Below are 22,033 nucleotides of genomic sequence, written 5' to 3' on the forward strand. Positions count from 1 at the left end.
TACGGTGACCGCGTAGGGACGAGCCGAGTCTGGTGGTGGACGTTGTGCTGATGCAGGGCTTCGCAGGGTTTATGTGGCTTCTGAGCATGGCCCTGATCATTTTCAGCGGCTTCGCTCTGTTCGACGCCGCCGTCCGGCGGGAGGACGCGTACCGCGCGGCCGACAAGAAGACCAAGCCGTTCTGGCTGATCATCCTCGGTCTGGCCTTCGTGGTGAACCTGCTCTTCCCGATCCTGTCGTTCCTGCCGATCATCGGGCTCATCGCGACGATCGTGTACATGGTCGACGTCCGCCCGGCCATCCGCGCGCTCCCCGGAGGCGGCCGCACCGGCCGCGGCTCCAGCAGCGACGGCCCGTACGGCCCCTGGAACGGCGGACGGTAACCGACCGGTCCCGCCGCCCCGGCCGGGCTACGGCACCCGGTCCAGCAGCAGTACCGCCACGTCGTCCGTCAGCTCGCCACCGTTGAGGTCGCGCACCTCGTTCACCGCCGCCCGCAGCAGCCGCTCGCCCCGCAGGCCCTCGGCGAACTGGCGGCGGATCATCTCGGTCATCCCGTCCTGGCCGAGCCGCTCCCGGCCCTGGCCGATATGGCCCTCGATCAGACCGTCGGTGTAGAGCATCAGGCTCCACTCGGCACCCAGCTCCACCTGCATACGAGGCCAGCGGGCACCCGGCAGCAGCCCGAGGGCCGGGCCGTTGTTGTCGTACGGCAGCAGCCGCGCCGGTTTGCCCGGGCGGGCCAGCAGCGGCGAGGGGTGGCCCGCCAGGCACAGGCCGGCCCGCCGGCCGTCCGGCGCGATGTCCACCATGCACAGCGTCGCGAAGATCTCGTCGTCGGCCCGCTCGTGCTCCAGCACCTGCTGCAGCGTGCCCAGCAGCTGGTCGCCGCAGAGGCCCGCCAGCGTCAGCGCGCGCCACGCGATCCGCAGCTCCACGCCGAGGGCGGCCTCGTCCGGGCCGTGACCGCACACGTCACCGATCATCGCGTGCACGGTGCCGTCCGGGGTGCGGACGACGTCGTAGAAGTCACCGCCGAGCAGGGCGCGCGAGCGGCCCGGGCGGTAGCGGGCGGCGAACCGCAGCGGAGAGCCCTCCAGCAGCGGGGTCGGCAGCAGACCGCGCTCCAGGCGGCGGTTCTCCTGGGCCCGCAGGCGGCCCTCGGCGAGCCGGCGCTCGGCCGACTCGGAACGCTTGCGCTCCACCGCGTAGCGGATCGCGCGGCTCAGCAGCCGGCCGTCCAGCTCGTCGCGGAACAGGTAGTCCTGGGCGCCCACGCGCACCGCCTCCGCGCCGCGCTCGGCGTCGCCCGACGCGGTCAGCGCCAGGACGGCGTGCCGGGGTGCGAGCTCCAGCACGTGCCTGAGCACGGCGAGCTCGTCCTCGGAGTCGCTGTGGCCGGGCGCCGGCAGCGCGAGGTCCAGCAGGATGCAGTGGACGTCGTCGGTCAGCAGCCGCCCGGCCTCGGTCAGATTGCGGGCCGTGCGGACGCGGATCGGCTTGCCTGCCTGGTCGAGCATGTCCGGCACGATCGGCGAACCGGCCGGGTCGTCCTCGATCAGCAGCAGGGTCAGATTGGTGTGGGCGGTGTGGTTCTCCACCTTCTCCGTGCTGTTCCCGGCGGTGTCCGGCGTGCGCGGGGCAGCGGCCGAGGCGTCCTTGACGGAGTCCTCGGCGGAGCCCCCACACGGGGACGCGGCCTGCGCCTGACCACTCTCCACGGCCGGGATCGCTCTCTGCCGCGGTATGGGTACGGGCATTGTCTGGGTTCCTTCCCTCCCCCCGAGGGCATGGCGGGGGCGAGGGACCTCGACCCACCGACGGGGACCATAGCGGGTGTCGGCGCCGCATTGGAATGGTGTGAGCCACGTCGCCGCGCCATCGGCCAGTGTCATATGCCGCGATATGTACCGCAGTTGGACAGGCCGGAGATGCCGCGGAGATGACGAACGTCACGCCGACACTCCGTTTGCCGGGGGCCCGGCGTGCGGTGGGTCACGTGGGCCGGGTCACCAAAGGTGCCCGATGCCCGATATGTTCACCCGGCGTCGGCGTCGGCGTCGGCGTCGGTGCCGGCGTCGGCGTCGGTGCCGGGATCCGGCCGTACCACCCCGAGGATAGGCATGGATCCCGCTCCCGCGACGGTGATGTCCCGCCCGGGGCGCGGGGCGTGCACCATCGCCCCGTCGCCGATGTACATGGCGACATGGCTGGCGTCGTCGAAGTAGATGATGAGGTCGCCGGGCCGCATGTCCTGGACGTCGATGTGCCGCAGTCGCTTCCACTGCTCCTGCGAGGTGCGCGGGATGCCGCGGCCGGCGGATATCCAGGCCTGTGAGGTCAGCCCGGAGCAGTCGTAGGTCTTCGGGCCCTCGGCGCCCCACTTGTACGGCTTGCCGATCTGGGCCGTGGCGTACTCGACGGCCTTCCTGCCCTGCGCGGACGCCTTTCCGCTGATCTCGTCGAGGACGCCGGATCCGAGCCAGGCGGACTGCGCCTTGGCCGCGGCCGCGTTCTCCAGCTCGGCGAGGCGCTTCTGCTCGTCCTTCCGCAGCTCGGACTCGACCTTCTCCGCCTGCTTGATCTGCTTCTCGATCTTCTTCTGCGCGGCGGCCTTGGCCTTGCGGCCCGCCTCCAGCTTCTTCCACTGCGCGGAGGCGTCCTTGGCGTACTGCTCCAAGTCCTGCTGTGTGCGGGCCAGTTCGCCCATCAGGCCCTTGGCCGCGTGCTGGCCCTGGCGGACCCGGACCGCTCCGTCGAGGAACTGCTGCGGGTCGTCGCTGAGCGTCAGATGGGCCTCGGGCGGCAGCCCGCCCCCGCGGTACTGCGCGGCGGCCGAGGCACCTGCGCGGTCCTTCAGCCTGGCCAGCTTCTCCTTGCCCTTGACGATCTTCTTGGCCAGTTCGACGACCTCGGCGGACTGCTTGTCCGCCTTCTCCTCGGCGGCGTTGTACTCGTCGGTGGCGCGGCCCGCGGCGCGGTAGAGCTTGTCGAGCTTCTTGCGGACGGCCTCGAGGTCCTTGCTGGGGCCGGGCGTCGGGCTCGCGCTCGGTGTCGGCTCCGGGCCGGGGCTCGCGAACGCCGTGCCCGGTGCCGCCAGCACGCTGATCGCGCAGACCACGGTCACAGCCGTCGCGATCAGGCCACGCTTGCCCGTTCCCATACCTCAGCCCCCAACTGATTAACCGTCAGTAACATCCGGTTCGTCTGGGGATGCTGCCATGACGGCGCGCAAAGCGACAGAGGTAGTGCTTCCCGCCGCCCCCGCACCGGTATGCCCCCGGCATGACGATCTCCCCGCCTGTGTGACGAACGACTCATAGAGATCGTTCCCGGAGGGGCGTGCCGGTCTATGCCCGGCCTTGGCGGTGAGCCTCAGCCCCGCGGGGCCAACGCCTCCCACCGCACCGTCACTTCGCCCTGCCGCCACCGCCCCGGCCCGTCCGCCACCGGCCAGTCAGCCGTCAGGTCCCGTACCGCCCGGATCCACCGCTGGCGGGCGCCGTAGGAGGCATAGGGCGCGGCGGCCGCCCAGGCGCGGTCGAAGTCGCGCAGGAAGGCGTGCACCGGCTCGCCCGGGACGTTGCGGTGGATGAGCGCCTTCGGCAGGCGTTCCGCCAGGTCCGAGGGGCGCTCCAGGGAGCCGAGCCGGGTCGCGAAGGTGACCGTGCGCGGCCCCTCCGGACCGAGCGCGACCCACACGTGCCGCCGCCCGATCTCGTCGCAGGTCCCCTCGACCAGCAGCCCGCCGCGCGCACCGGTGGCCGGGTCGGCCGGGGCGAGCCGCCCGCACAGCCGCTCCCACACGGCCGCCACCTCGCCCTCCTCGTACTGCCGCAGCACGTTCGCCGCCCGGACGAGCAGGGGCCGCTGGGGGAGGGGGAGCTCGAAGCCGCCGTGCCGGAAGACGAGCCCCGCCCGCTCGTACGGCAGCGCCGCCGCGACCCGGGCGGGCTCGATCTCGACGCCCACCACGCGCGTGCGTGGCGCGACTGTACGCAGGCGGTGCAGCAGCTCGACGGCTGTCCAGGGGGCGGCGCCGTAGCCGAGATCGACCGTCACGGGGTCGGCGGCACGGCGCAGCTCCGCGCCGTGCGTGGCCGCGATCCAGCGGTCCATACGGCGCAGGCGGTTGGGGTTGGTCGTCCCGCGCGTCACCGTTCCCACGACGCGGGGGCGGGTCGCCTGGCGGGATGTCATGCGTACGAGGGTATGCGGCCCCGGGATCCTCAGGAGTGGCCCTTGTCTGTCCTCAGGAGCCGCCCCCGTACGTCCCGAATACGGGAACCCCCGTCGACTCGAAGACATGCACGGACAGCCCGCCCGGCGTCGCCCGGTGGTCGGTGAGCCGCAGCCCGGCCGGTGCCCCGCCGTCCGGGAAGAGGCGGCGGCCCTGCCCCACCACGACCGGGGCGATCACCAGCCGCAGTGTGTCGACCAGCCCGGCGGCCAGCAGGGACTGCGCGAGCCGGGCGCTGCCGTGGATCTGGATCTCCCGGCCGGGCAGCCGCTTCACCTCCGCCACCTGGGCCGGGACGTCGCCGGACAGGACCGTGGTCGGGTTCCAGCCGGCCGTGGTCAGGCTGTGGGAGGCGACGTACTTCGGCAGACCGTTCATGATCCCGGCGAAGGGATGGTCGGTCATCGTCGGCCAGTCCCGGGCGAAGTTCTGGTACGTACGGCGGCCGAACAGCAGCGCGTCCGCCTCACCGAGCCAGCTGCCGGCCAGCCGCTCGAACTCCTCGTCCAGGTGCGGCACGAACCAGCCGCCCCGCTCGAAACCGCCGCTGGTGTCCTCGTCCGGGGCGCCCGGCCCCTGGGAGACACCGTCGAGCGACAGGAACTCCTGCACCACGAGCTTCATCATGACCCTCTCCTCTCCTCAGTGAGCCAGACGCCCCGGGACGCGGAAACTCATCGGCCCCCGAACGGGGAGAACCGCGTCACTCCTGGCGGACGACGTTCCTGCCCGGCCCGCCGGAGAGCGTGTCCGCGCCGGGCCCGCCGTACAGCTCGTCGTCGCCGCTGTTGCCCCAGATCCGGTCGGCGCCGCTGTTGCCGTGCAGGATGTCGTCGCCCCTGCCGCCGTAGATCTCGTCGTCGCCGGCCCCGCCGTAGACCGTGTCGTCACCGTCGTCGGCGCGCAGGATCTGGTCACCGGCGCCGCCGTGCAGGACGTCGTCGCCCGCGCCGCCGTCCACGATCTCGCCCTCGGTGCCCGCGTAGAGGGTGTCGTCGCCGGCCCCGCCGCCGGCGTATCCCAGCGCGCCCGCCCGGATGATGTCGTCGCCCGCGCCGCCCTGGACGGAGGTGCCGTCCACGCGGCTGCCGGTGGCACCGGTCCACTGGTCGGCGCCGTCGCCCAGCTCGACCGTGTTGAAGTAGTAGACCTGGTCGGTGGCGTTGTCGAAGGAGGCGGTGTCGGCGCCGTCGCCGAGGTCCATCTCCATGGAGTTGAGCGGGGACTGGCTCTCGGGGGCCTCGACCGTGCAGGAGATCCTGGTCTTGTCCGCGCTGTCGGGATGGCCGCAGCCGGCCCCGGCGCTGATCGGGACGACGTCGTCGATCACATAGGTGAAGTGCGAGCGGTCGCCGGTGTACGACTGGGTGATGGCCACCTTGTTGGCCTGCCCGGGGGCGGCCGTGTAGGTGAGGTGCCAGCCGTACTCGTTCACCGAGGCGGTGGCCGTCGGCGCCGCGGCGGCGGCCGGGGCGGCCAGGGCGAGCGGGACGGCCAGGGCGGTGCCGAGTACGGGCGTGAGAACCGATGCGGCGCGTAACAGCCGGCGGCCGGCGGGGCGAGAGAGCATTGCGATCCTCCGTGAGGCGATTGTGGATCCTTTCGTGGTGGGTGACATGCGTGGCAGACGCCCGGTTGTCCGCTCACCGGAGTCGTCAGACCGAGTTCACCTGCTGGTCACGCTCCCGGAATCGGCGGATTCGGGTACTCCGGGGCACCTCCCACCCTCGAACGGTTGAGCGATGACCGGTAATGATTCGGTAAAAGTCGCGAACAGGGAATCGAACGAGGAAATGGAGTGCGCCCTTCCGGTGTTCACCCCCGTGCAGGGCACAGCGCGTCCTGCGTGAGGCATGCCCGGAGCGAGGAGGAACGCCACGTGAGCCAGTACATCGGCAGGCTCGGGCGGCGCTCCGCGTCCGCGCCCGCGCGCCTGAGGCTGCACCGCAGGCCCCGCCGCGTCGCCATGCTCTCCGTGCACACCTCCCCGCTCCACCAGCCGGGCACCGGCGACGCGGGCGGCATGAACGTCTACATCGTGGAACTCGCGCAGCGCCTCGCCGCGCAGGGCGTCGAGGTCGAGATCTTCACGCGCGCGACCGCCGCCGCCCTCCCGCCGACCGTCGAGCTGGCCCCCGGCGTCCTCGTCCGGCACATCGACGCCGGCCCCTACGAGGGCCTCAACAAGGAGGACCTCCCCGCCCAGCTCTGCGCCTTCACCCACGGCGTCATGCAGGCCTGGGCCGGCCACCGCCCCGGCCACTACGACCTGGTCCACTCCCACTACTGGCTCTCCGGCCATGTCGGCTGGCTCGCCTCCCAGCGCTGGGGCGTCCCCCTGGTGCACGCCATGCACACCATGGCCAAGGTCAAGAACGCCAACCTGGCCGACGGCGACAGCCCCGAGCCGGCCGCCCGCGTCATCGGCGAGACCCAGATCGTCGCCGCCGCCGACCGCCTCATCGCCAACACCACCGACGAGGCCGACGAACTGGCACGGCACTACGCGGCCGACCCCGACAAACTCGCCGTGGTCCACCCCGGCGTGAACCTCACCCGCTTCTCGCCCGCCGACGGCCGCGCCGCCGCCCGCGCCCGTCTCGGCCTCCCCCAGGACGCCCTGATCCCGCTCTTCGCGGGCCGCATCCAGCCCCTGAAGGCCCCCGACGTGCTGCTGCGGGCCGTAGCCGTCCTCCTCGACGAGCGCCCCGAACTCCGCTCGCGCATCCTCGTCCCCGTCGTCGGCGGCCCCAGCGGCAGCGGCCTCGCCAAACCCGAGGGCCTGCAGAAGCTCGCCGCACGCCTCGGCATCGCGGACGTCGTACGGTTCCGCCCGCCGGTCGGCCAGGAACAGCTCGCCGACTGGTTCCGCGCCGCCTCCCTCCTGGTCATGCCCTCCTACAGCGAGTCCTTCGGCCTGGTCGCCATAGAGGCCCAGGCGGCGGGCACCCCCGTGCTGGCGGCCTCGGTCGGCGGCCTGCCGGTGGCCGTCCGCGACGGACACACCGGCTTCCTCGTACACGGCCACAACCCCGCCGACTACGCGCGCGTGCTGGGCGACTTCGCCGACGACCCGCACCTGGCGCCCCGCATGGGCGAGCGGGCCGCCCGCCACGCCCAGTCCTTCGGCTGGGACACCGCGGCCGCCGCCACAGCGGACGTCTACACGGCCGCGATGCAGGCACACCGCCGTCGCGTACGCTCGCACCATGGGTGAAACCGGTCAGGAACAGCGCGCGGCACAGGTCATCGAGGGAGTGCTGAAGGACGCCGACCTGGAGTGGGAGAGCCCCGAGCCCGGCACCTACGTCGCGCAGCTCCCCGGCACCCGCAAGCTCAAGACCACGGTCTCCCTGATCGTCGGCCGCCACTCCCTCTCCCTGAACGCCTTCGTCATCCGCCACCCCGACGAGAACGAACCGGCCGTCCACCGCTGGCTGCTGGAACGCAACCTCAAGCTCTACGGCGTGAGTTACGCCGTCGACCAGCACGGCGACGTCTACGTCACCGGCCGGCTCTCCCTCGCCGCCGTCACCGCCGACGAACTGGACCGCCTGCTCGGCCAGGTCCTGGAGGCGGCGGACGGCAGCTTCAACACCCTCCTGGAGCTGGGCTTCGCCTCGGCGATCCGCAAGGAGTACGAGTGGCGGGTGTCCCGGGGCGAGTCGACGCGCAACCTGGACGCGTTCGCACACCTGACGCAGCGCCCCGAGCGCTGATTCAGCCCGCGCGGTAACGCCCGGGCGGCACCCCCACCAGCCTCCGGAAGTGCCGCGTGAGATGCGACTGGTCGTAGAACCCGGTCGCCACCGCCACCTCACTCGGCGGCTGCCCGTCGAGCAGCATCCGCCGGGCGCGGCCCACGCGCAGCGACGTCAGGTACTGGTGCGGGGCGATGCCGTAGGCGGCACTGAACGCCCGTACGAGATGGGCCGGATGGCCCCCGACGAGCCCGGCGGCTTCCCGCAGCCCGATCCCCTCGACCACCCGCTCGTCCAGCAACTCGCGCAGCCGCCGGGCCAGTACGGGATCGGGCGGCCGGGACGCGGCGAGGTCGCCCCGCAGATGCCCGCGCAGCCGCTCCCCGACGAACAGCAGCCTGCTCTCGGCCTCCAGTTCCTCACCGGGCCGCGTCAGCGTGCCGTGCAACTGTCCGACGCGCCGCCGCAACAACGGATCGCGCAGATCGGGCCGGTCGACGGCGGCCCCGATGAACTCGTCCCCGAGATACGTCCCGTCGAGATACAGCACCCGCTTGCGGAACCCCTCCGCGGTGACGGGAGAGCCGTTGTGCGGCACATGCGGTGGCAGCAGCGACACGGTGTCGTGCGGCGTCCCGTGCTCGTGCCGGTCGAGGTCGTACCGCACGGCACCGGTGTCGACGATCAGCAGCGTCCAGGCCTCGTGGACGTGCATCGGATACGCGTACTCGGTGAACCGCGCGTGGAAGACCTCGACGACACCCGGTACGCGGGGCCGCCAGGCGGATACGACCCGGGCGGGCTGTGAGGCCATGCAAAGAACGTACAAGACCTGGTCGAGGCCCGGCGGGCACGCTCAGATCATGAACACCGAACCGATCCGCTTCGACACGAAGATCGCCGTGCTGCTGCGCGCGGACCTGGAGCAGTGGCAGCGCCTCAATGTCACATCGTTCCTGGTCAGCGGCCTGGGTACCCAGCTCCCCGAGGTGATCGGCGAACCGTACGAGGACGCGGACGGCGTGCCCTGCCTCCCCATGTTCCGCCAGCCGGTCATGGTCTTCGAGGCCACGAAGGAAACCCTGACCACGGCCCACACCAAGGCCCTGTCCCGCTCCCTCCCCCGCGCGATCTTCACGTCCGACCTGTTCGCGACGGGCAACGACCGCGACAACCGCGCGGCGGTGCGGGCGGTGCCGACGGCGGACCTGGACCTGGTCGGCCTCCTGGTCTACGGCCCGAGGAACGCGGTGGACAAGGTGGTGAAGGGGGCGCGGATGCACCCGTGACCCTTGGGCCGTGCCGTCGCGTCGGCGGAGCGACCAAAGTCGGGGGCACGTAGACCAACGGTTGATGACAGGACGGACGGCACGTCCCGAGACTCCTTCCCATGGAGGAAGCCAAGAAGGTCCCCATGGGAGCCGAACTCGCGGAATCGACCTGGGCCATCGTGCTCTTCTGCGTCGGCTGCGGTGCCGTCGCCGGCGCCCTGCTCCCCCTCCTCGCCCGCTGGCTGCTGAGCCTGCCGTGGGCACCGCTGGAGGGCCCGGCCGCACTGCTGACCTCGGTCCCGGAACCCGCCCTCACCCTGGGGACGGTCGCGGCGGGCGCCCTGGCCGGACTGCTGCTGGGCCTCACCGCCGTGCACGAGTCGCTGTCGGTGAGCATCTCCGACACGCACGTGACCCTGACCATCAGGGACAGCGCCCAGTCGTTCGCCCGCGAGGAGATCGCGGCGCTCTTCCGGGACGGCAAGCACCTGGTCGTCCTGGCCCCGGACGGCATGGAACTGGCCCGCGAGCACTGCGGCCTGCCCTGGCCACGCTTGACCGGCACTCTCACCGCGTACGGCTACCCCTGGGCGCAGGAGGACCCGTACCGCACCGAGTTCCGCCGCTGGGTCCCCGGCACCCCCGGCCTCCCCGAGGGCGCGGACGCCCTGCTCAGGGCACGCGCGCGGGCTCGAAAGAACTCGGACGACGCCGACGACGCCCGGGAACTGCGCGGTGAACTGCTGCGGCTGGGCGTGGTCGTACGGGACGAGGAGAAGCGGCAGTACTGGCGGCTGGTCCGGGAGGCCTGATCACGGGGTGCATGCCTCGGCGATCGACAAGCTGTTCTCATACAGGTGGTGCCGCGTGATCCGCCCGCCTTCGACGGTGAGCCGCAACGCGAACGGCCCCTCGAAGGACTTCCCCGTCGCCCGTACGGTCCCCGCCAAATACCCCGTCAGCACGGCGTCCTTCCCGTCCACGAGAAAGACGTCGACGGAGGCGCGGGCGTCCTCAGGCACGGTGTACTCAGCCAACTCCGCGCCCTGAGCCGCACACTCGGCGCCAGTGGACCGGGGCCGAATCCACGGCACCCCGGGATTCTCGGCAAGCACCCAGTCGACTTCGTCGGCGAAGATCTCCGTCAGCCGCCCGGTGTCCCCGGCGAGCCGGGCGGCGAGGAACTCCTCGACGACGGTGCGGGTGGATACGTCAGAAGTCGGCTTTGCGGAACTGACCTTGACGGACACGGCGCTCTCCTCACGTCACGCTGGCGTTGGACACGTCTGATCCTGCCGGGGGAGGGGACCGCGGTCGATTACCCGAGAGGTCATGAGCCGCACGCCGAGGTCAAGACGTCGTCATTGCCAGACGCGACCTTCGATCAACTCACGCAGAAGATCGGCGTGGCCGCAGTGCCGCGCGTACTCCGCGATATGCGCCACCAAAACATCCCGCAGCTGAAGCCGCCCGCCGGGTTCTGACGGTCGCCGACCGCCCTGTTCCAGAGCAGGGCGCTGCGCTCATCGACGAGGGCGTTCCGCTACTGCATGTTCAGGCTGTGTTCCCACGGCCGTAGCCCGCAGACATCCCAGGAGAAGCTGCGCAGTCGGGCCTGTTCGACGAGCGTCGCCGTGTCGCCGTACGTGAGGTTGAGGTGCCGGCCGAGGACGACGATGGCAACGCTGCCCGCGCCCGCCGCCTTCAGAGCTGCCGCTGCGGACTGGGCGTGATTGCCTGTGGTCCACGTGTCGTCGACGAGCAGGATGTTCTCGCCCCACAGCGCCGAGGAGGAGTAACGCGAGAGTGATGCCACACGGCCGAGGTCGACCGCGTTCGGCGCCGGGACGAGCAGGTCGCGGTGGCGGCCGCGAGTCGCGCCGACCATGTCGGCCACCATGGTCCGTAGCGGATGAGTCTCCCGGCCGCTGGTGCTGGGCACCGTGGTGACGGTATCGAAGCCGGGCACGGCGCAGTGGGCCGTGATACAGCCTTCGTGAAGGGCGAGAAAGCGCCATAGGACGGCGGCCAGTCCCATCCGGAAGTGCTGCTGCTGTGCTCCCGGGGCGTTCTTGTAGCGCCAGAGTTCGTTCGCGTACTGCTCGCTCTTGAGGGCCAAGCTCACTGGAATCACGGCGTCGGCGACCTTCGAGCCTAAGATCTTTCTGGCCTCCTGGCACTGCCAGCAGGTGGGGTAGCCAGGATTCGCCGTGCCACGACAGACCTGGCACACGCCGTGTCCCGGCAGTAAAGGGTGAACGAGAAAGTTGGCGTAGCGGGCGGATAGCTCAGCGACGGTCGCCACGTGGTCCGCCGCTTACGCCCAGGTGAGCTCGCCCGTGGTGGGCACGAGCGATCCGAGTTGGCTGAAGACGTCGTCCGGTCCGTCGATGACGGTGGTGTTGGGTCGGCTCGCGTATTCCCGAGCCCATTCGTGGGTCATGAGGGAGCGCATGAGGAAGACCCGGCGGCCGTGTTCCAGGGCCAGGCGGGCCTGCATGCGGGCGCCGCTGCGGTAGGCGGCCTCCACGACAACCGTGGCGAGGCTGTAGCCACTCATCACGGCGTTACGCATGGGGAAGGATGTCTTGGACGGCGGTGCGTCCGGCCAGAACTGGGAAATCACCAGTCCTCGCTCGACGATCTCCCGCTGCAGTCCGGCGTTCTGTGCCGGATAGGCCCGCCGCAGGCCGGTGCCGATGACAGCCACTGTGCGCCCGCCGACAGCGAGGGCGGTGCCGTGCGCGGCCGTGTCGATGCCGGCGGCGAGGCCGCTGACCACGGTGACACCCCGTTCAGCGAGCCCACCCGCGATGGCGCGGGCGTGGTGAATGCCTTCCGGCGTGGGCGTACGAGTACCGACGACGGCGACCCGTAGATCGTCCTCGACTGATGTTCCGCGCAGGAACAGAAACGGCGGACGCTGGTGGACGAGCCGTAGATAGAGCGGGTAGTCCTCGTCCAACACCGTCACCAGACGCATGCCCTCGCGCTCCCATGCGGCGATCTCGGCAGCGACGGCATCCAGGTCCACAGCAGGCTCGGTGTCGAAGAGAGCGCTCTGCCCTGAGCTGTCGAGGGCGTTCTCGAGGATGTCCCGGGCGCTCCCCACGGACTCGATCTGATCGGTCAGCTCGGGCCACGGGCGATCGCCGCGCCGCAGGAGTGCGACGAGTGCGGCTCGCTCTAGCTCGTGGTCCATGCGGCAAGTATAGGAAGAACCCGAGTGGCAGCCCCCGACCGAGATGGCTGAGATGGTCGATGCGTGACCGTCCAGCGCGGGCTTCAGGCCGATCCTGTTCTGAACCCTCCGGTCACCGCTCGTCCTCGATCCGCGTACGCCGCGGGGTCGTCGCGGGGCCGCACCTGACGCCCAGCGACGCCCCCTCACCAGGAGGGCCCCCGACCTGCGAAGAATCCGCAGCTCGGGGGCCCGAGGAGCGTCGAGCTACTTCTTCTTGCCCTGGTTCTTGACCGCCTCGATCGCAGCCGCAGCCGCCTCAGGGTCCAGGTACGTCCCCCCCGGCTTCACCGGCTTGAAGTCCGAGTCGAGCTCGTACGACAGCGGGATGCCCGTCGGGATGTTGAGGCCCGCGATGTTCTCGTCGGAGATGCCGTCGAGGTGCTTGACCAGGGCGCGCAGGGAGTTGCCGTGGGCCGCGACCAGGACCGTCTTGCCCGTCAGCAGGTCCGGGACGATCGCGTCGAACCAGTACGGGAGCATGCGGTTGACGACGTCCTTGAGGCACTCCGTCCGGGGGCGCAGCTCCGGAGGGAGGGTCGCGTAGCGCGGGTCGGCGAACTGGGAGTACTCGGCGTCGATGTCCAGCGCCGGGGGCGGGGTGTCGTAGGACCGGCGCCACAGCATGAACTGCTCCTCGCCGAACTCGGCGAGTGTCTGCGCCTTGTCCTTGCCCTGCAGGGCGCCGTAGTGGCGCTCGTTCAGGCGCCAGCTGCGGTGGACCGGGATCCAGAGGCGGTCGGCGGACTCCAGGGAGAGCTGCGCCGTGCGGATGGCGCGCTTCTGGAGGGACGTGTGCACGACGTCGGGGAGCAGGCCGGCGTCCTTGAGCAGCTCGCCGCCGCGCGTCGCCTCCTTCTCGCCCTTCGCGGTGAGGTTGACGTCCACCCAGCCGGTGAACAGGTTCTTCTCGTTCCACTCGCTCTCGCCGTGGCGGAGGAGGATCAGCTTGTACGGTGCGTCGGCCATGCCCCAGAGCGTAATCCACGCATTCGCCCGTTCGCGTGGCTGCCCGGCAGGCGGACGTTTGACCGGACCTGTTAATTGAGTGGCCCGCCCCCCACCCCCATTTGTAACTTGTGCTTGCCGCACGCGCCGCTTACATCCGGGGGAGTCCATGCCGTACGCCGTCCGCGCCAGACGTGCAGTCCAGGAGACCGTCTCGGGGCTGCCCCGCGAGTTCTGGTGGCTGTGGACGAGCACGCTCGTCAACCGGCTCGGCGCCTTCGTCGCCACCTTCATGGCGCTGTACCTGACGCTCGACCGCGGCTACTCCGCCACGTACGCCGGTCTGGTCGCCGCCCTGCACGGGCTCGGCGGAGTGATCTCCTCGCTGGGCGGCGGGGTGATGACCGACCGGCTGGGCCGGCGGCCGACGCTCCTCATCGCGCAGGCCTCGACCGCCGTGTCCGTCGCGCTCCTCGGGTTCGTGCACGACCCGGTCGCGATCGCCGGGGTCGCCTTCCTCGTGGGTATGGCGAGCAACGCGTCGCGGCCTGCCGTGCAGGCGATGATGGCGGACATCGTGCGGCCCGAGGACCGTATCCGCGCCTTCTCCTTGAACTACTGGGCCATCAACCTCGGCTTCGCGGTGTCCTCCATGGCCGCGGGGTTCATCGCCGAGGTCAGCTACCGCGCCGGGTTCCTGATCGAGGCCGGTATGACGATGGCCTGCGCGATCCTCGTCTTCCTGAGGCTGCCGGAATCGAAGCCGGACGAAACGGACGAGACGGCCGGGACGGGGAGCGCGCGGGCGGGCGGGGGCGACTCCGTCAGCCTCGGCACCGTGCTGCGCGACGGGCGCTTCATGGGCGTCGTCGGGCTGTCCTTCCTCGTCGCGCTGATCTTCCAGCAGGGGTCGGTGGGGCTGCCGGTGGCGATGGGTGAGGCCGGGTTCACGCCGGCCGAGTACGGCATGGCGATCGCCGTCAACGGCGTACTGATCGTCGTCCTCCAGATCCCCGTCACCCGGTTCATCGAGCACCGCGACCCCCGCCGGCTGCTCGTCGTGTCCTCCCTCCTCGCGGGGTACGGCTTCGCCCTCACCGCCTTCGCCGGGTCGGTCGGCGTCATCGCCCTCACGGTGTGCGTCTGGACTCTGGCCGAGATCGTCAACGCCCCGACGCAGACCGGCCTGGTCGTCCGGCTGTCCCCGCTGCACGGCCGCGGCCGCTACCAGGGCATGTACACGATGTCCTGGTCCGTCGCCGCCCTCGTCGCCCCGCTGCTGTCCGGCTGTGTCATCGACCGGGTCGGGGCGGAGTGGCTGTGGGGACTGTGCGCGGTGGTCGGAACGGTGGCCGGGCTGGGATACGGGCTGCTGATGAGACGGCTGCCGGACGCGACGACGGAGGAGAAGCAGGAGGAGTCCGTCGCGGCGTCCCTAGGGCAGGTCCCGGAGCGTTCCGCCTCCGGCCCCTGATCCCGTTCCGGGATGTTCCCGATGTGCGCGGACACGGCGCTTGATGAGCTGTGTCCATGGCTCACCACGGACAGCAGAAGTCGTCGCGTCTCCTCCTCACCGCCCTCGTCGGCCTTGCCACGCTCGCCGTCGCCGCCACCGCCGTGGCCGGCCCGTCCGATCCCCCTCCGCCTCGATTACCGGCAGACGGCCGGGCAGCACATCAGAAGACCCAGGCCGTGCTGAACGAGATCGTCGCCCAGGGCACCCCCGGCGTCATCGCCCAGGTGCGCGACCGGCACGGCGTGTGGGACGCCCGGGCCGGAGTCCGAAGGCTCGGTTCCGAGCGCCCGCGGAGCACCCACGACCGGTTCCGTATCGCCAGCGTGACGAAGACCTTCACCGCCACCGTGCTCCTGAAGCTCGAAGCCGAGGGGAAGCTGTCGCTGGACGACAGCGTGGATGAGTGGCTGCCGGGGGTGGTGCACGGCAAGGGCTACCGGCCCCGGCACATCACCGTGCGGCACCTGCTCAACCACACGAGCGGGATCTTCGACTACAACATGGACGCCGGTTTCCGGGCCGAGTACGCGGGGGACGAGTTCGACCGCAACCGGCACGTCCGATGGTCCCCGGAGGACCTGGTGGACATCGCCCTCGCCCACCCGCCGAACTTCCAGCCGGAGCAGGGCAGCAGGCCCGGCCGCCTCGGCAGGTGGGACTACTCGGACACCAACTACGTCCTCGCCGGCATGGTCGTGGAGAAGGCCACCGGCCGCAGCTACGCGCACGAGGTCGAGCGCCTCGTCATACGGCCCCTCGGCCTGCGCGGCACGAGCGTGCCGGGCACCTCGCCCCGACTGCCCTCACCGCACGCCCGGCACTACTCCACGCTCTTCGAGGACGGGCCGCGGGCGAAGGTGCGCGACGTCACGGAGTTCAGCCCCACGGTCGCCTTCTCCGCGGGGCAGCTGATCTCGACGGTCGGCGATGTGAACACCTTCCTGTCCAGGCTGCTCGGCGGTGAGCTGCTGCCGCCCGCACAGCAGCGGCAACTGCTCGACGCCGTTCCCGTCGACGGGGACAAGGGACACGGCGGCCCCCAGGACGTCTACGGACTCGGCCTACGGCACTTCAAGCTCGCGGAGGGATGCTGGGCCTGGGGCCACGGCGGCATGATCCCCGGCTCCGCGACCCGGGCTCTGGCCTCGGCGGACGGCCGGCAGGTCATGGCCATGAACCGCAACGGCGACTGGGGCGAGCAGCGACTGGAGGACGCCGCCGTCGAAGCCGAGTTCTGCCGCCGGCCGCTCACCTCACCTCACTGAACCGACAGCGGCACCGGATGGATCTCGTCGGCCTTGTGCCCGGCGCGCTCGTGAACGCGCTGGATGGCTTCGGCCGAGGGCGCCTCGGAGAGGCAGTAGACGTGGCCCGACTCCGGGTCCGCCCAGGCCCTCTCGAAGTGGACCTGCTCCTCGCCCTCGATGGCGAGGTCCGCGTTGTGGGCCTCACGCAGCTGCTCTTCCGTGATGCCCTTCATGCTGTGGTGGACATCCATGAACTTGGCCATGGCCCGCGCCTCCTTCCGTACGACCCTTCAGCGGGACCCTGGAACTCCCAGTTCCATGCTCCGCCCGTACGCGCACGCGGGCGACCTCAACGCCGTAGGGCCCCGGCGGCGTACCGCCGGGAGCCCTACGGAATTCAGCCGCACTGGCAGGGGCTGCCCGACTGGCACCCGCAGCCGCAGCCCGAGCCGCAGCCGCACGCGGCGATCAGGGTCAGGTTCCTGACCTCGGCGGGCTGCTCGGTCTCGCGCTGCTGCGTGGGGTCGGGCTTGGTGCTGGGGGAATCGGCCATGGGTTCCTCCTTGAGGCTGGTGCCTGTGTCCAGGCTGGTGCCTGTGCCCATTGGATGCCCCCTCCGCTGGGCGCATCAACGGCGCATTGAGGCTTCCGCGCGCCCCGGCCGATCCTCACCCGCCCCCGGTCTCAGGCGCTCTCCGCCTCCGTGGCCACCGCCTGGATCTCCGGCTGCACATCCGTCTGGAGCTCGTCGGCGTGCTCACCCGTCACCAGGTACACCACACGCTTGGCGACCGAGACCGCGTGGTCGGCGAACCGCTCGTAGTAGCGGCCCAGCAGCGTGACGTCCACGGCCGTCTCGATGCCGTGCTTCCAGCGGTCGTCCATCAGGTGCTGGAAGAGGGTGCGGTGCAGCAGGTCCATCTCGTCGTCGTCCTGCTCCAGCTGGAGCGCCAGGTCGACGTCCTTGGTGACGATGACCTCGGCGGCCTTGGCCATCAGGCGCTGCGCGAGCTGGCCCATCTCCAGGATGGTGGCGTGCAGGTCGCTGGGGACCGCGCGGTCCGGGTAGCGCAGGCGCGCGAGCTTCGCCACGTGCTGGGCGAGGTCGCCCGAGCGCTCCAGGTCGGCCGACATCCGCAGCGACGTGACGACGATGCGCAGATCCGTCGCCACCGGCTGCTGCCGTGCCAGCAGGGCTATGGCCCGGGCCTCCAGGTCGTGCTGGAGCTCGTCGACCCGCTGGTCGGCCTCGATGACGGCCTCGGCCAGCTTCAGATCGGAGTCGAGCATGGCGGTGGTGGCGCGCCCGATCGCCGATCCGACCAGCCGGGCCATTTCCACCAGACTGTCGCTGATCGAGTCCAGTTCCTCGTGGTACGCGTCCCGCATCAGGCTTCCCTCTCGTGCGTCTGTGTCGGGGGTTCGAGGGCCGTGGCCCACCGAACGAGCCGGGGCCCGCCGAACAACCGGCGGTACGACCGTCGGGTCACCACCGGCGGTACGACCGTCGTATCACCAACGGTCCGAACCCCACGCTCCCACGTTCCGGCCTGTACGCGTCCGTTTCCGTCATCCCAAATGAACCAATACTGGCTCCAAGGTGAACTCTGGGCGACGAGTGTTCGAGGTCGCAGTCCGACGGCTGTGGCCCGTGCCCGAGCCATGCCTAACCTGGGTGCATGGACGTGAACGCGGCGGTCGCCGCAGTGGCTGCGATCGCCGGGGTGCTCACCGGTGTCATCGCCATGCTGGCGTTCCGGTGGAGCGAGCGCGAGCAGAAGCGCCCCACCCGTACCTCCCTGCACACGGACCCGGTGCTTCCGCCGGGCGTGGACACCGTCCTGTCGGTCCTCAGGTCCTCCGCCGTCGTACTCGACGAGGCGGACGCCGTGGTCAAGGCGAGCTCGGCGGCGTACGCCCTCGGGCTGGTCCGCGGCGGCAAGCTCGCCGTCGAGCCGATGCTGCAGATGGCCCGGGACACCCGGCGCGACGGGGAGATACGCCAGGTGGAGCTGGACCTGCCGCGGCGCGGTACCGGACGTGGTGAGGCCCTGGCCGTCTCCGCGCGGGTCGCGCCGCTCGGCTCCCGGCTGGTGCTGCTGCTCGTCGAGGACCTCACCGAGGCCCGCCGGATCGAGGCGGTCCGGCGCGACTTCGTCGCCAACGTGAGCCACGAGCTGAAGACCCCGGTCGGCGCCCTCTCCCTGCTCTCCGAGGCCGTCATGGACGCCTCCGACGACCCCGAGGCCGTCGAGCGGTTCGCCGGGCGCATGCAGATCGAGGCCACCCGGCTGACCAGCCTGGTGCAGGAGCTCATCGACCTGTCGCGCGTGCAGAACGACGACCCGCTGGAGGACGCCGAGCCGGTCCGCGTCGACGAACTCGTCGCCGAGGCCATCGACCGCTGCCGGCACCAGGCCGGCGCCAAACAGATCACGATGGCCTCGAACGTATCGCCGCCCGAAGGGCTCGATCAGGGTGGCGGCGGGCGACGGGCGGGCGGCACCGCCGACCTGCAGATCTGGGGAAACCGCGGCCAGCTCGCCGCCGCCCTAGGCAACCTCGTCGAGAACGCGGTCAACTACTCGCCCGCCCGTACCCGCGTCGGCATAGCCGCCCGCAGGGTGAACGCGTCCGGCGGGGAGCACATCGAGATCGCCGTCACCGACCAGGGCATCGGCATCTCCGACAAGGACAAGGAGCGCATCTTCGAGCGCTTCTACCGCGTCGACCCCGCTCGTTCCCGTGCCACCGGTGGTACGGGACTGGGGCTGGCGATCGTGAAGCACGTGGCCGCCTCGCACGGCGGGGAGGTCTCCGTGTGGAGCGCCGAGAACCAGGGTTCCACCTTCACGCTGCGGCTGCCGGAGGCCGGTGCGGCCCGCGACCGCGCACATCAGCAGCCCGCCCGACACGAGCGCGCAGGAGGCGCGGGCCTCGACGAGGAGGCCGGGCGGTCCACCCCCACATCCCCCGAATCAACCGCGTACGAAACGCTTCCCGCCCCGGAGGTCCTTCCGTGACCCGAGTGCTCGTCGTCGAGGACGAGGAGTCCTTCTCCGACGCCCTGTCGTACATGCTCCGCAAGGAGGGCTTCGAGGTCGCGGTCGCGACCACGGGCCCCGACGGACTCGACGAGTTCGAGCGCAACGGCGCCGACCTCGTCCTCCTCGACCTGATGCTGCCCGGCCTGCCGGGCACCGAGGTGTGCCGCCAGCTGCGCGGCCGCTCCAACGTCCCCGTCATCATGGTGACCGCCAAGGACAGCGAGATCGACAAGGTCGTAGGCCTGGAGATAGGAGCCGACGACTACGTCACCAAGCCCTTCTCCTCGCGCGAGCTGGTCGCCCGTATCCGGGCCGTCCTGCGCCGCCGCGGCGAGCCCGAGGAGGTGACCCCCGCAGCGCTGGAGGCCGGCCCGGTCCGTATGGACGTCGACCGGCACGTGGTCACCGTCGGCGGCACCAAGATCGACCTCCCGCTGAAGGAGTTCGACCTGCTGGAGATGCTGCTGCGCAACGCCGGGCGCGTGCTGACCCGGATGCAGCTCATCGACCGGGTCTGGGGCGCCGACTACGTCGGTGACACCAAGACCCTCGACGTCCACGTCAAGCGCCTGCGCGCCAAGATCGAGCCGGACCCGGGCGCCCCGCGCTACCTGGTGACGGTCCGCGGCCTGGGCTACAAGTTCGAGCCGTAGACCGGCCGCCGGCAGCCGTAGACCGGCCGCCGGCAGCCGTGGACCGGCCGCCGGGCAGCTGTAGACAGACACAAGGGCGGGACCTCCCGGAGGAGGTCCCGCCCTTGTGTCTGCTGTCTACGACTGTCCTACGACGGTCAGTGCCCGGCGCCCGCGCCACCCGTCGCGCTCGCCGAGGCCGCGTCGGTCGGCGTGGCCGGGGACTCGTGACCGCCCGGGGTCTCACCGGCGGCGGGGCTCTCCGGCGCGCCCGACTCGCCCTCGGCCGGAGAACCGGACGGCGAACCCGACGGCGAACCGGACGGGGCGCCCGACGCGCCCGGCGCGGCCGGGACCTCGGACGGGCCCCACTCCTTGAAGTAGTGCTCGGCGGGGACGACGAACGCCCGCAGGCTCACGTCACCGGTCTTGCTGAAGGTGAAGGTGACCTTCTGGGCGTTGCCGTCCCGCACGGCCTCACGGCTGCTCGGCAGCATGGCCGTGGCGTTGCCCTTGCCGCCCAGGATCAGCGAGCCGCCGGCCGGGACGCTGAGGCTGCCGCCCTTGGCGGGCTTGAGCTCGGCGGTCTTGCCCGTGCCGGGCAGGGTGATGGACTCCAGCGTCTCGGCGGTCCTGCCGGAGTTGAAGAAGGTCGCGGAGATCGCGGCCGGACCGGTCGACTCCAGGTCGGGCTGGGTGATCACGACGGCGTTCTGGATCTTGATGTCGCCCACGCTGGTCGCCGCGTTGTCCGGCTTGATCTCCAGTGTCTGGGCGCTGTTGCCGGCGCCGCACGCGGCGAGCGAGGCGATCGAGAACGCGACGGCGGCAGCGGCGAGGGCGCCGCGTCGAAGGCTGCTGCTCACGGCGGCGGCAACTCCTTGACTCGAGCAGAGCGGCCGATAAAGCCGCCCTAAGTGTGTGTCAGCAGGCCTCAGGTTACCGAGCCGTTCCCACGCGGCCGCACCCGACCCCCCGGCACCTCTGATCCCACCTGCGTCACAACTGACTCCCGCATCACATGTGACTCCCGGGTCACATTGGCGGAGTGCTCGTCCGGCATTCACATAAGCGTCCCGGGCGGTACCGCAAAACTTCCGTGAAGGAATGCGCGGACCGCCCCGGAATTGATCACCGACGACCCGCCGGGAGGCCTCGTGATCAATTTTGGATTCGACCGGAACCCCGCTCGGGCCACCGAACGGAGTAGCGGAAGTCGATCATACGGAACAGGACATATCGGGATGTTCGGCCGTCTGGAGGGGGCTTCGGATACGTGTAACGTACGCGTTTCGCTCACCCCGGACAGCCGCTCCCACCTGCGAATACCTTCTTCCATCCCCTGGCCGAAGCACGTTCCTGTCGGACTTGTCAAGCCCCGAGATATGCCCTGACCTGCGAAAACGCCATTCAGAACCCGCAGTTTCCGTGTTACCCTGGATAGCCACGGAAGGGGTACCTGTCACATGACGTTCAAGGTTGGCGACACCGTGGTCTATCCCCATCACGGGGCCGCGCTGATCGAGGCTATCGAAACTCGCCAGATCAAAGGCGTGGACAAGACCTACTTGGTGCTGAAGGTCGCCCAGGGCGACCTGACGGTACGTGTGCCAGCGGACAATGCGGAGTTCGTCGGCGTGCGTGATGTGGTCGGTCAGGACGGGCTGGACCGGGTCTTCGAGGTGCTGCGCGCGCCGTACGCCGAGGAGCCCACGAACTGGTCCCGTCGATACAAGGCAAACCTGGAGAAGCTCGCCTCCGGCGATGTCATCAAGGTCGCGGAAGTCGTGCGTGACCTGTGGCGTCGTGAGCGCGAGCGCGGACTCTCCGCAGGCGAGAAGCGCATGCTCGCCAAGGCCCGCCAGATTCTGGTGAGCGAACTCGCCCTCGCGGAGAACACCAACGAGGACAAGGCCGAGGCCCTGCTCGACGAGGTGCTCGCCTCCTGAGGCGTAGCCCGTCGATCAAGCACTCTGCTTGATGCTTGATCAACGCTGCACATCGAAATGCCGCGGTGCCCGATGACGAATTTCCTGTCGCCGGGCGCTGCGGCATGTTCGTACTCGGATGCCGGTGCACCGTAACCCCGGGATGTGTTATCACTCACGACCCCGGTTGCTTGGCGTGCCGGGCCCGGGCAGCCGGCTCGACCAGCGTCACGGAAGGGTCCGGTCGAGCGCGTCGCGCCCG

At 70.6% G+C, this 22,033-nt stretch carries 25 protein-coding genes; 10 read left to right on the top strand and 15 right to left on the bottom strand.

Annotation, left to right across the window (positions count from 1 at the left end; translation table 11 throughout):
- Positions 1-50: 50 nt before the first annotated feature.
- The gene (locus ACFZBT_RS33845; protein ID WP_391111927.1) at positions 51-383 is read left to right on the top strand and encodes a DUF2516 family protein; all 333 of its coding nucleotides are present in this window, start codon (positions 51-53) and stop codon (positions 381-383) included.
- A gap of 27 nt (positions 384-410) precedes the next feature.
- Here ACFZBT_RS33845 and ACFZBT_RS33850 read toward each other — a convergent pair whose 3' ends face one another.
- The 5 genes from ACFZBT_RS33850 to ACFZBT_RS33870 all read right to left on the bottom strand — a co-directional run bounded on the left by ACFZBT_RS33850 (position 411) and on the right by ACFZBT_RS33870 (position 5,810).
- Complete coding sequence (locus ACFZBT_RS33850; RefSeq protein ID WP_391111929.1) at positions 411-1,760, bottom strand: SpoIIE family protein phosphatase; 1,350 nt, start codon at positions 1,758-1,760, stop codon at positions 411-413.
- A gap of 278 nt (positions 1,761-2,038) precedes the next feature.
- Positions 2,039-3,163: an NlpC/P60 family protein gene (locus tag ACFZBT_RS33855; protein WP_391111932.1), complete on the bottom strand. Its 1,125-nt coding sequence runs from the start codon at positions 3,161-3,163 to the stop codon at positions 2,039-2,041.
- 212 nt (positions 3,164-3,375) lie between these two features.
- Complete coding sequence (locus ACFZBT_RS33860; protein WP_391111935.1) at positions 3,376-4,200, bottom strand: class I SAM-dependent methyltransferase; 825 nt, start codon at positions 4,198-4,200, stop codon at positions 3,376-3,378.
- 52 nt (positions 4,201-4,252) lie between these two features.
- Entirely contained in the window at positions 4,253-4,864 is a 612-nt protein-coding gene (locus ACFZBT_RS33865) for a dihydrofolate reductase family protein (RefSeq protein ID WP_391112002.1), read from the bottom strand.
- Between the two features lie 79 nt (positions 4,865-4,943).
- On the bottom strand, positions 4,944-5,810 hold the full coding sequence (locus tag ACFZBT_RS33870; protein ID WP_391111938.1) for a calcium-binding protein: 867 nt from the start codon (positions 5,808-5,810) through the stop codon (positions 4,944-4,946).
- A gap of 309 nt (positions 5,811-6,119) precedes the next feature.
- On the opposite strand from ACFZBT_RS33870, the gene mshA reads away from it, so the two are divergent.
- Entirely contained in the window at positions 6,120-7,457 is a 1,338-nt protein-coding gene (gene mshA / locus ACFZBT_RS33875; protein WP_391111941.1) for a D-inositol-3-phosphate glycosyltransferase, read from the top strand.
- Entirely contained in the window at positions 7,450-7,959 is a 510-nt protein-coding gene (locus ACFZBT_RS33880) for a YbjN domain-containing protein (protein WP_391111944.1), read from the top strand. The genes mshA and ACFZBT_RS33880 overlap by 8 nt, the downstream gene beginning before the upstream one ends.
- 1 nt (position 7,960) lies before the next feature.
- On the opposite strand, the gene ACFZBT_RS33885 is transcribed toward ACFZBT_RS33880, so the two are convergent.
- Positions 7,961-8,755, bottom strand: coding sequence for an AraC family ligand binding domain-containing protein (locus ACFZBT_RS33885; RefSeq protein ID WP_391111947.1), 795 nt, complete (start codon positions 8,753-8,755; stop codon positions 7,961-7,963).
- Between the two features lie 49 nt (positions 8,756-8,804).
- On the opposite strand from ACFZBT_RS33885, the gene ACFZBT_RS33890 reads away from it, so the two are divergent.
- A complete protein-coding gene (locus ACFZBT_RS33890) occupies positions 8,805-9,230 on the top strand; it encodes a DUF2000 family protein (RefSeq protein ID WP_391111950.1) in 426 nt (141 codons plus the stop codon).
- Positions 9,231-9,331: 101 nt separating this feature from the next.
- Complete coding sequence (locus tag ACFZBT_RS33895; protein WP_391111953.1) at positions 9,332-10,024, top strand: hypothetical protein; 693 nt, start codon at positions 9,332-9,334, stop codon at positions 10,022-10,024.
- On the opposite strand, the gene ACFZBT_RS33900 is transcribed toward ACFZBT_RS33895, so the two are convergent.
- The 5 genes from ACFZBT_RS33900 to ACFZBT_RS33920 all read right to left on the bottom strand — a co-directional run bounded on the left by ACFZBT_RS33900 (position 10,025) and on the right by ACFZBT_RS33920 (position 13,422).
- Complete coding sequence (locus ACFZBT_RS33900; protein ID WP_391111956.1) at positions 10,025-10,462, bottom strand: nuclear transport factor 2 family protein; 438 nt, start codon at positions 10,460-10,462, stop codon at positions 10,025-10,027.
- A 111-nt stretch (positions 10,463-10,573) separates the two neighbouring features.
- Entirely contained in the window at positions 10,574-10,720 is a 147-nt protein-coding gene (locus ACFZBT_RS33905) for a DUF664 domain-containing protein (RefSeq protein ID WP_391112005.1), read from the bottom strand.
- Positions 10,721-10,755: 35 nt separating this feature from the next.
- Entirely contained in the window at positions 10,756-11,337 is a 582-nt protein-coding gene (locus ACFZBT_RS33910) for a hypothetical protein (RefSeq protein ID WP_391112008.1), read from the bottom strand.
- A gap of 192 nt (positions 11,338-11,529) precedes the next feature.
- On the bottom strand, positions 11,530-12,414 hold the full coding sequence (locus tag ACFZBT_RS33915) for a DNA-processing protein DprA (protein ID WP_391111959.1): 885 nt from the start codon (positions 12,412-12,414) through the stop codon (positions 11,530-11,532).
- A gap of 246 nt (positions 12,415-12,660) precedes the next feature.
- Positions 12,661-13,422 carry a phosphoglyceromutase gene (locus tag ACFZBT_RS33920; RefSeq protein WP_391111962.1) on the bottom strand — a complete coding sequence of 254 codons (762 nt, stop codon included), beginning with the start codon at positions 13,420-13,422 and terminating at the stop codon, positions 12,661-12,663.
- A gap of 148 nt (positions 13,423-13,570) precedes the next feature.
- Between ACFZBT_RS33920 and ACFZBT_RS33925 the strand changes: the two genes are divergently transcribed.
- Both ACFZBT_RS33925 and ACFZBT_RS33930 read left to right on the top strand, forming a co-directional pair.
- Positions 13,571-14,875: an MFS transporter gene (locus ACFZBT_RS33925; protein ID WP_391111965.1), complete on the top strand. Its 1,305-nt coding sequence runs from the start codon at positions 13,571-13,573 to the stop codon at positions 14,873-14,875.
- 56 nt (positions 14,876-14,931) lie between these two features.
- The gene (locus ACFZBT_RS33930) at positions 14,932-16,182 is read left to right on the top strand and encodes a serine hydrolase (protein WP_391111967.1); all 1,251 of its coding nucleotides are present in this window, start codon (positions 14,932-14,934) and stop codon (positions 16,180-16,182) included.
- Here the strand turns inward: ACFZBT_RS33930 and ACFZBT_RS33935 are convergent.
- From ACFZBT_RS33935 to phoU, 3 genes are all read right to left on the bottom strand, one after another.
- Positions 16,176-16,427, bottom strand: coding sequence for an SCO4226 family nickel-binding protein (locus ACFZBT_RS33935; protein ID WP_391111971.1), 252 nt, complete (start codon positions 16,425-16,427; stop codon positions 16,176-16,178). The genes ACFZBT_RS33930 and ACFZBT_RS33935 overlap by 7 nt on opposite strands.
- 134 nt (positions 16,428-16,561) lie before the next feature.
- Positions 16,562-16,717, bottom strand: a complete 156-nt coding sequence (locus ACFZBT_RS33940; RefSeq protein ID WP_391111973.1) for a hypothetical protein — start codon at positions 16,715-16,717, stop codon at positions 16,562-16,564.
- 131 nt (positions 16,718-16,848) lie between these two features.
- Positions 16,849-17,553 (bottom strand): phosphate signaling complex protein PhoU, encoded by a 705-nt coding sequence (phoU, locus tag ACFZBT_RS33945; RefSeq protein WP_391111976.1) that lies wholly within the window; start codon positions 17,551-17,553, stop codon positions 16,849-16,851.
- Positions 17,554-17,843: 290 nt separating this feature from the next.
- Between phoU and ACFZBT_RS33950 the strand changes: the two genes are divergently transcribed.
- Both ACFZBT_RS33950 and ACFZBT_RS33955 read left to right on the top strand, forming a co-directional pair.
- A complete protein-coding gene (locus tag ACFZBT_RS33950) occupies positions 17,844-19,187 on the top strand; it encodes an ATP-binding protein (RefSeq protein WP_391111979.1) in 1,344 nt (447 codons plus the stop codon).
- Positions 19,184-19,864 carry a response regulator transcription factor gene (locus ACFZBT_RS33955; protein WP_030243122.1) on the top strand — a complete coding sequence of 227 codons (681 nt, stop codon included), beginning with the start codon at positions 19,184-19,186 and terminating at the stop codon, positions 19,862-19,864. The genes ACFZBT_RS33950 and ACFZBT_RS33955 overlap by 4 nt, the downstream gene beginning before the upstream one ends.
- A 137-nt stretch (positions 19,865-20,001) precedes the next feature.
- Here the strand turns inward: ACFZBT_RS33955 and ACFZBT_RS33960 are convergent, their stop codons facing one another.
- Complete coding sequence (locus ACFZBT_RS33960) at positions 20,002-20,709, bottom strand: DUF461 domain-containing protein (RefSeq protein ID WP_391111982.1); 708 nt, start codon at positions 20,707-20,709, stop codon at positions 20,002-20,004.
- Positions 20,710-21,309: 600 nt separating this feature from the next.
- Between ACFZBT_RS33960 and ACFZBT_RS33965 the strand changes: the two genes are divergently transcribed.
- Positions 21,310-21,792 (top strand): CarD family transcriptional regulator, encoded by a 483-nt coding sequence (locus tag ACFZBT_RS33965; protein WP_003953493.1) that lies wholly within the window; start codon positions 21,310-21,312, stop codon positions 21,790-21,792.
- The last annotated feature ends 241 nt before the right edge of the window (positions 21,793-22,033 follow it).

Origin of the sequence: Streptomyces sp. NPDC008137 (assembly GCF_042957035.1) — a bacterium.
Lineage (GTDB): Bacteria > Actinomycetota > Actinomycetes > Streptomycetales > Streptomycetaceae > Streptomyces.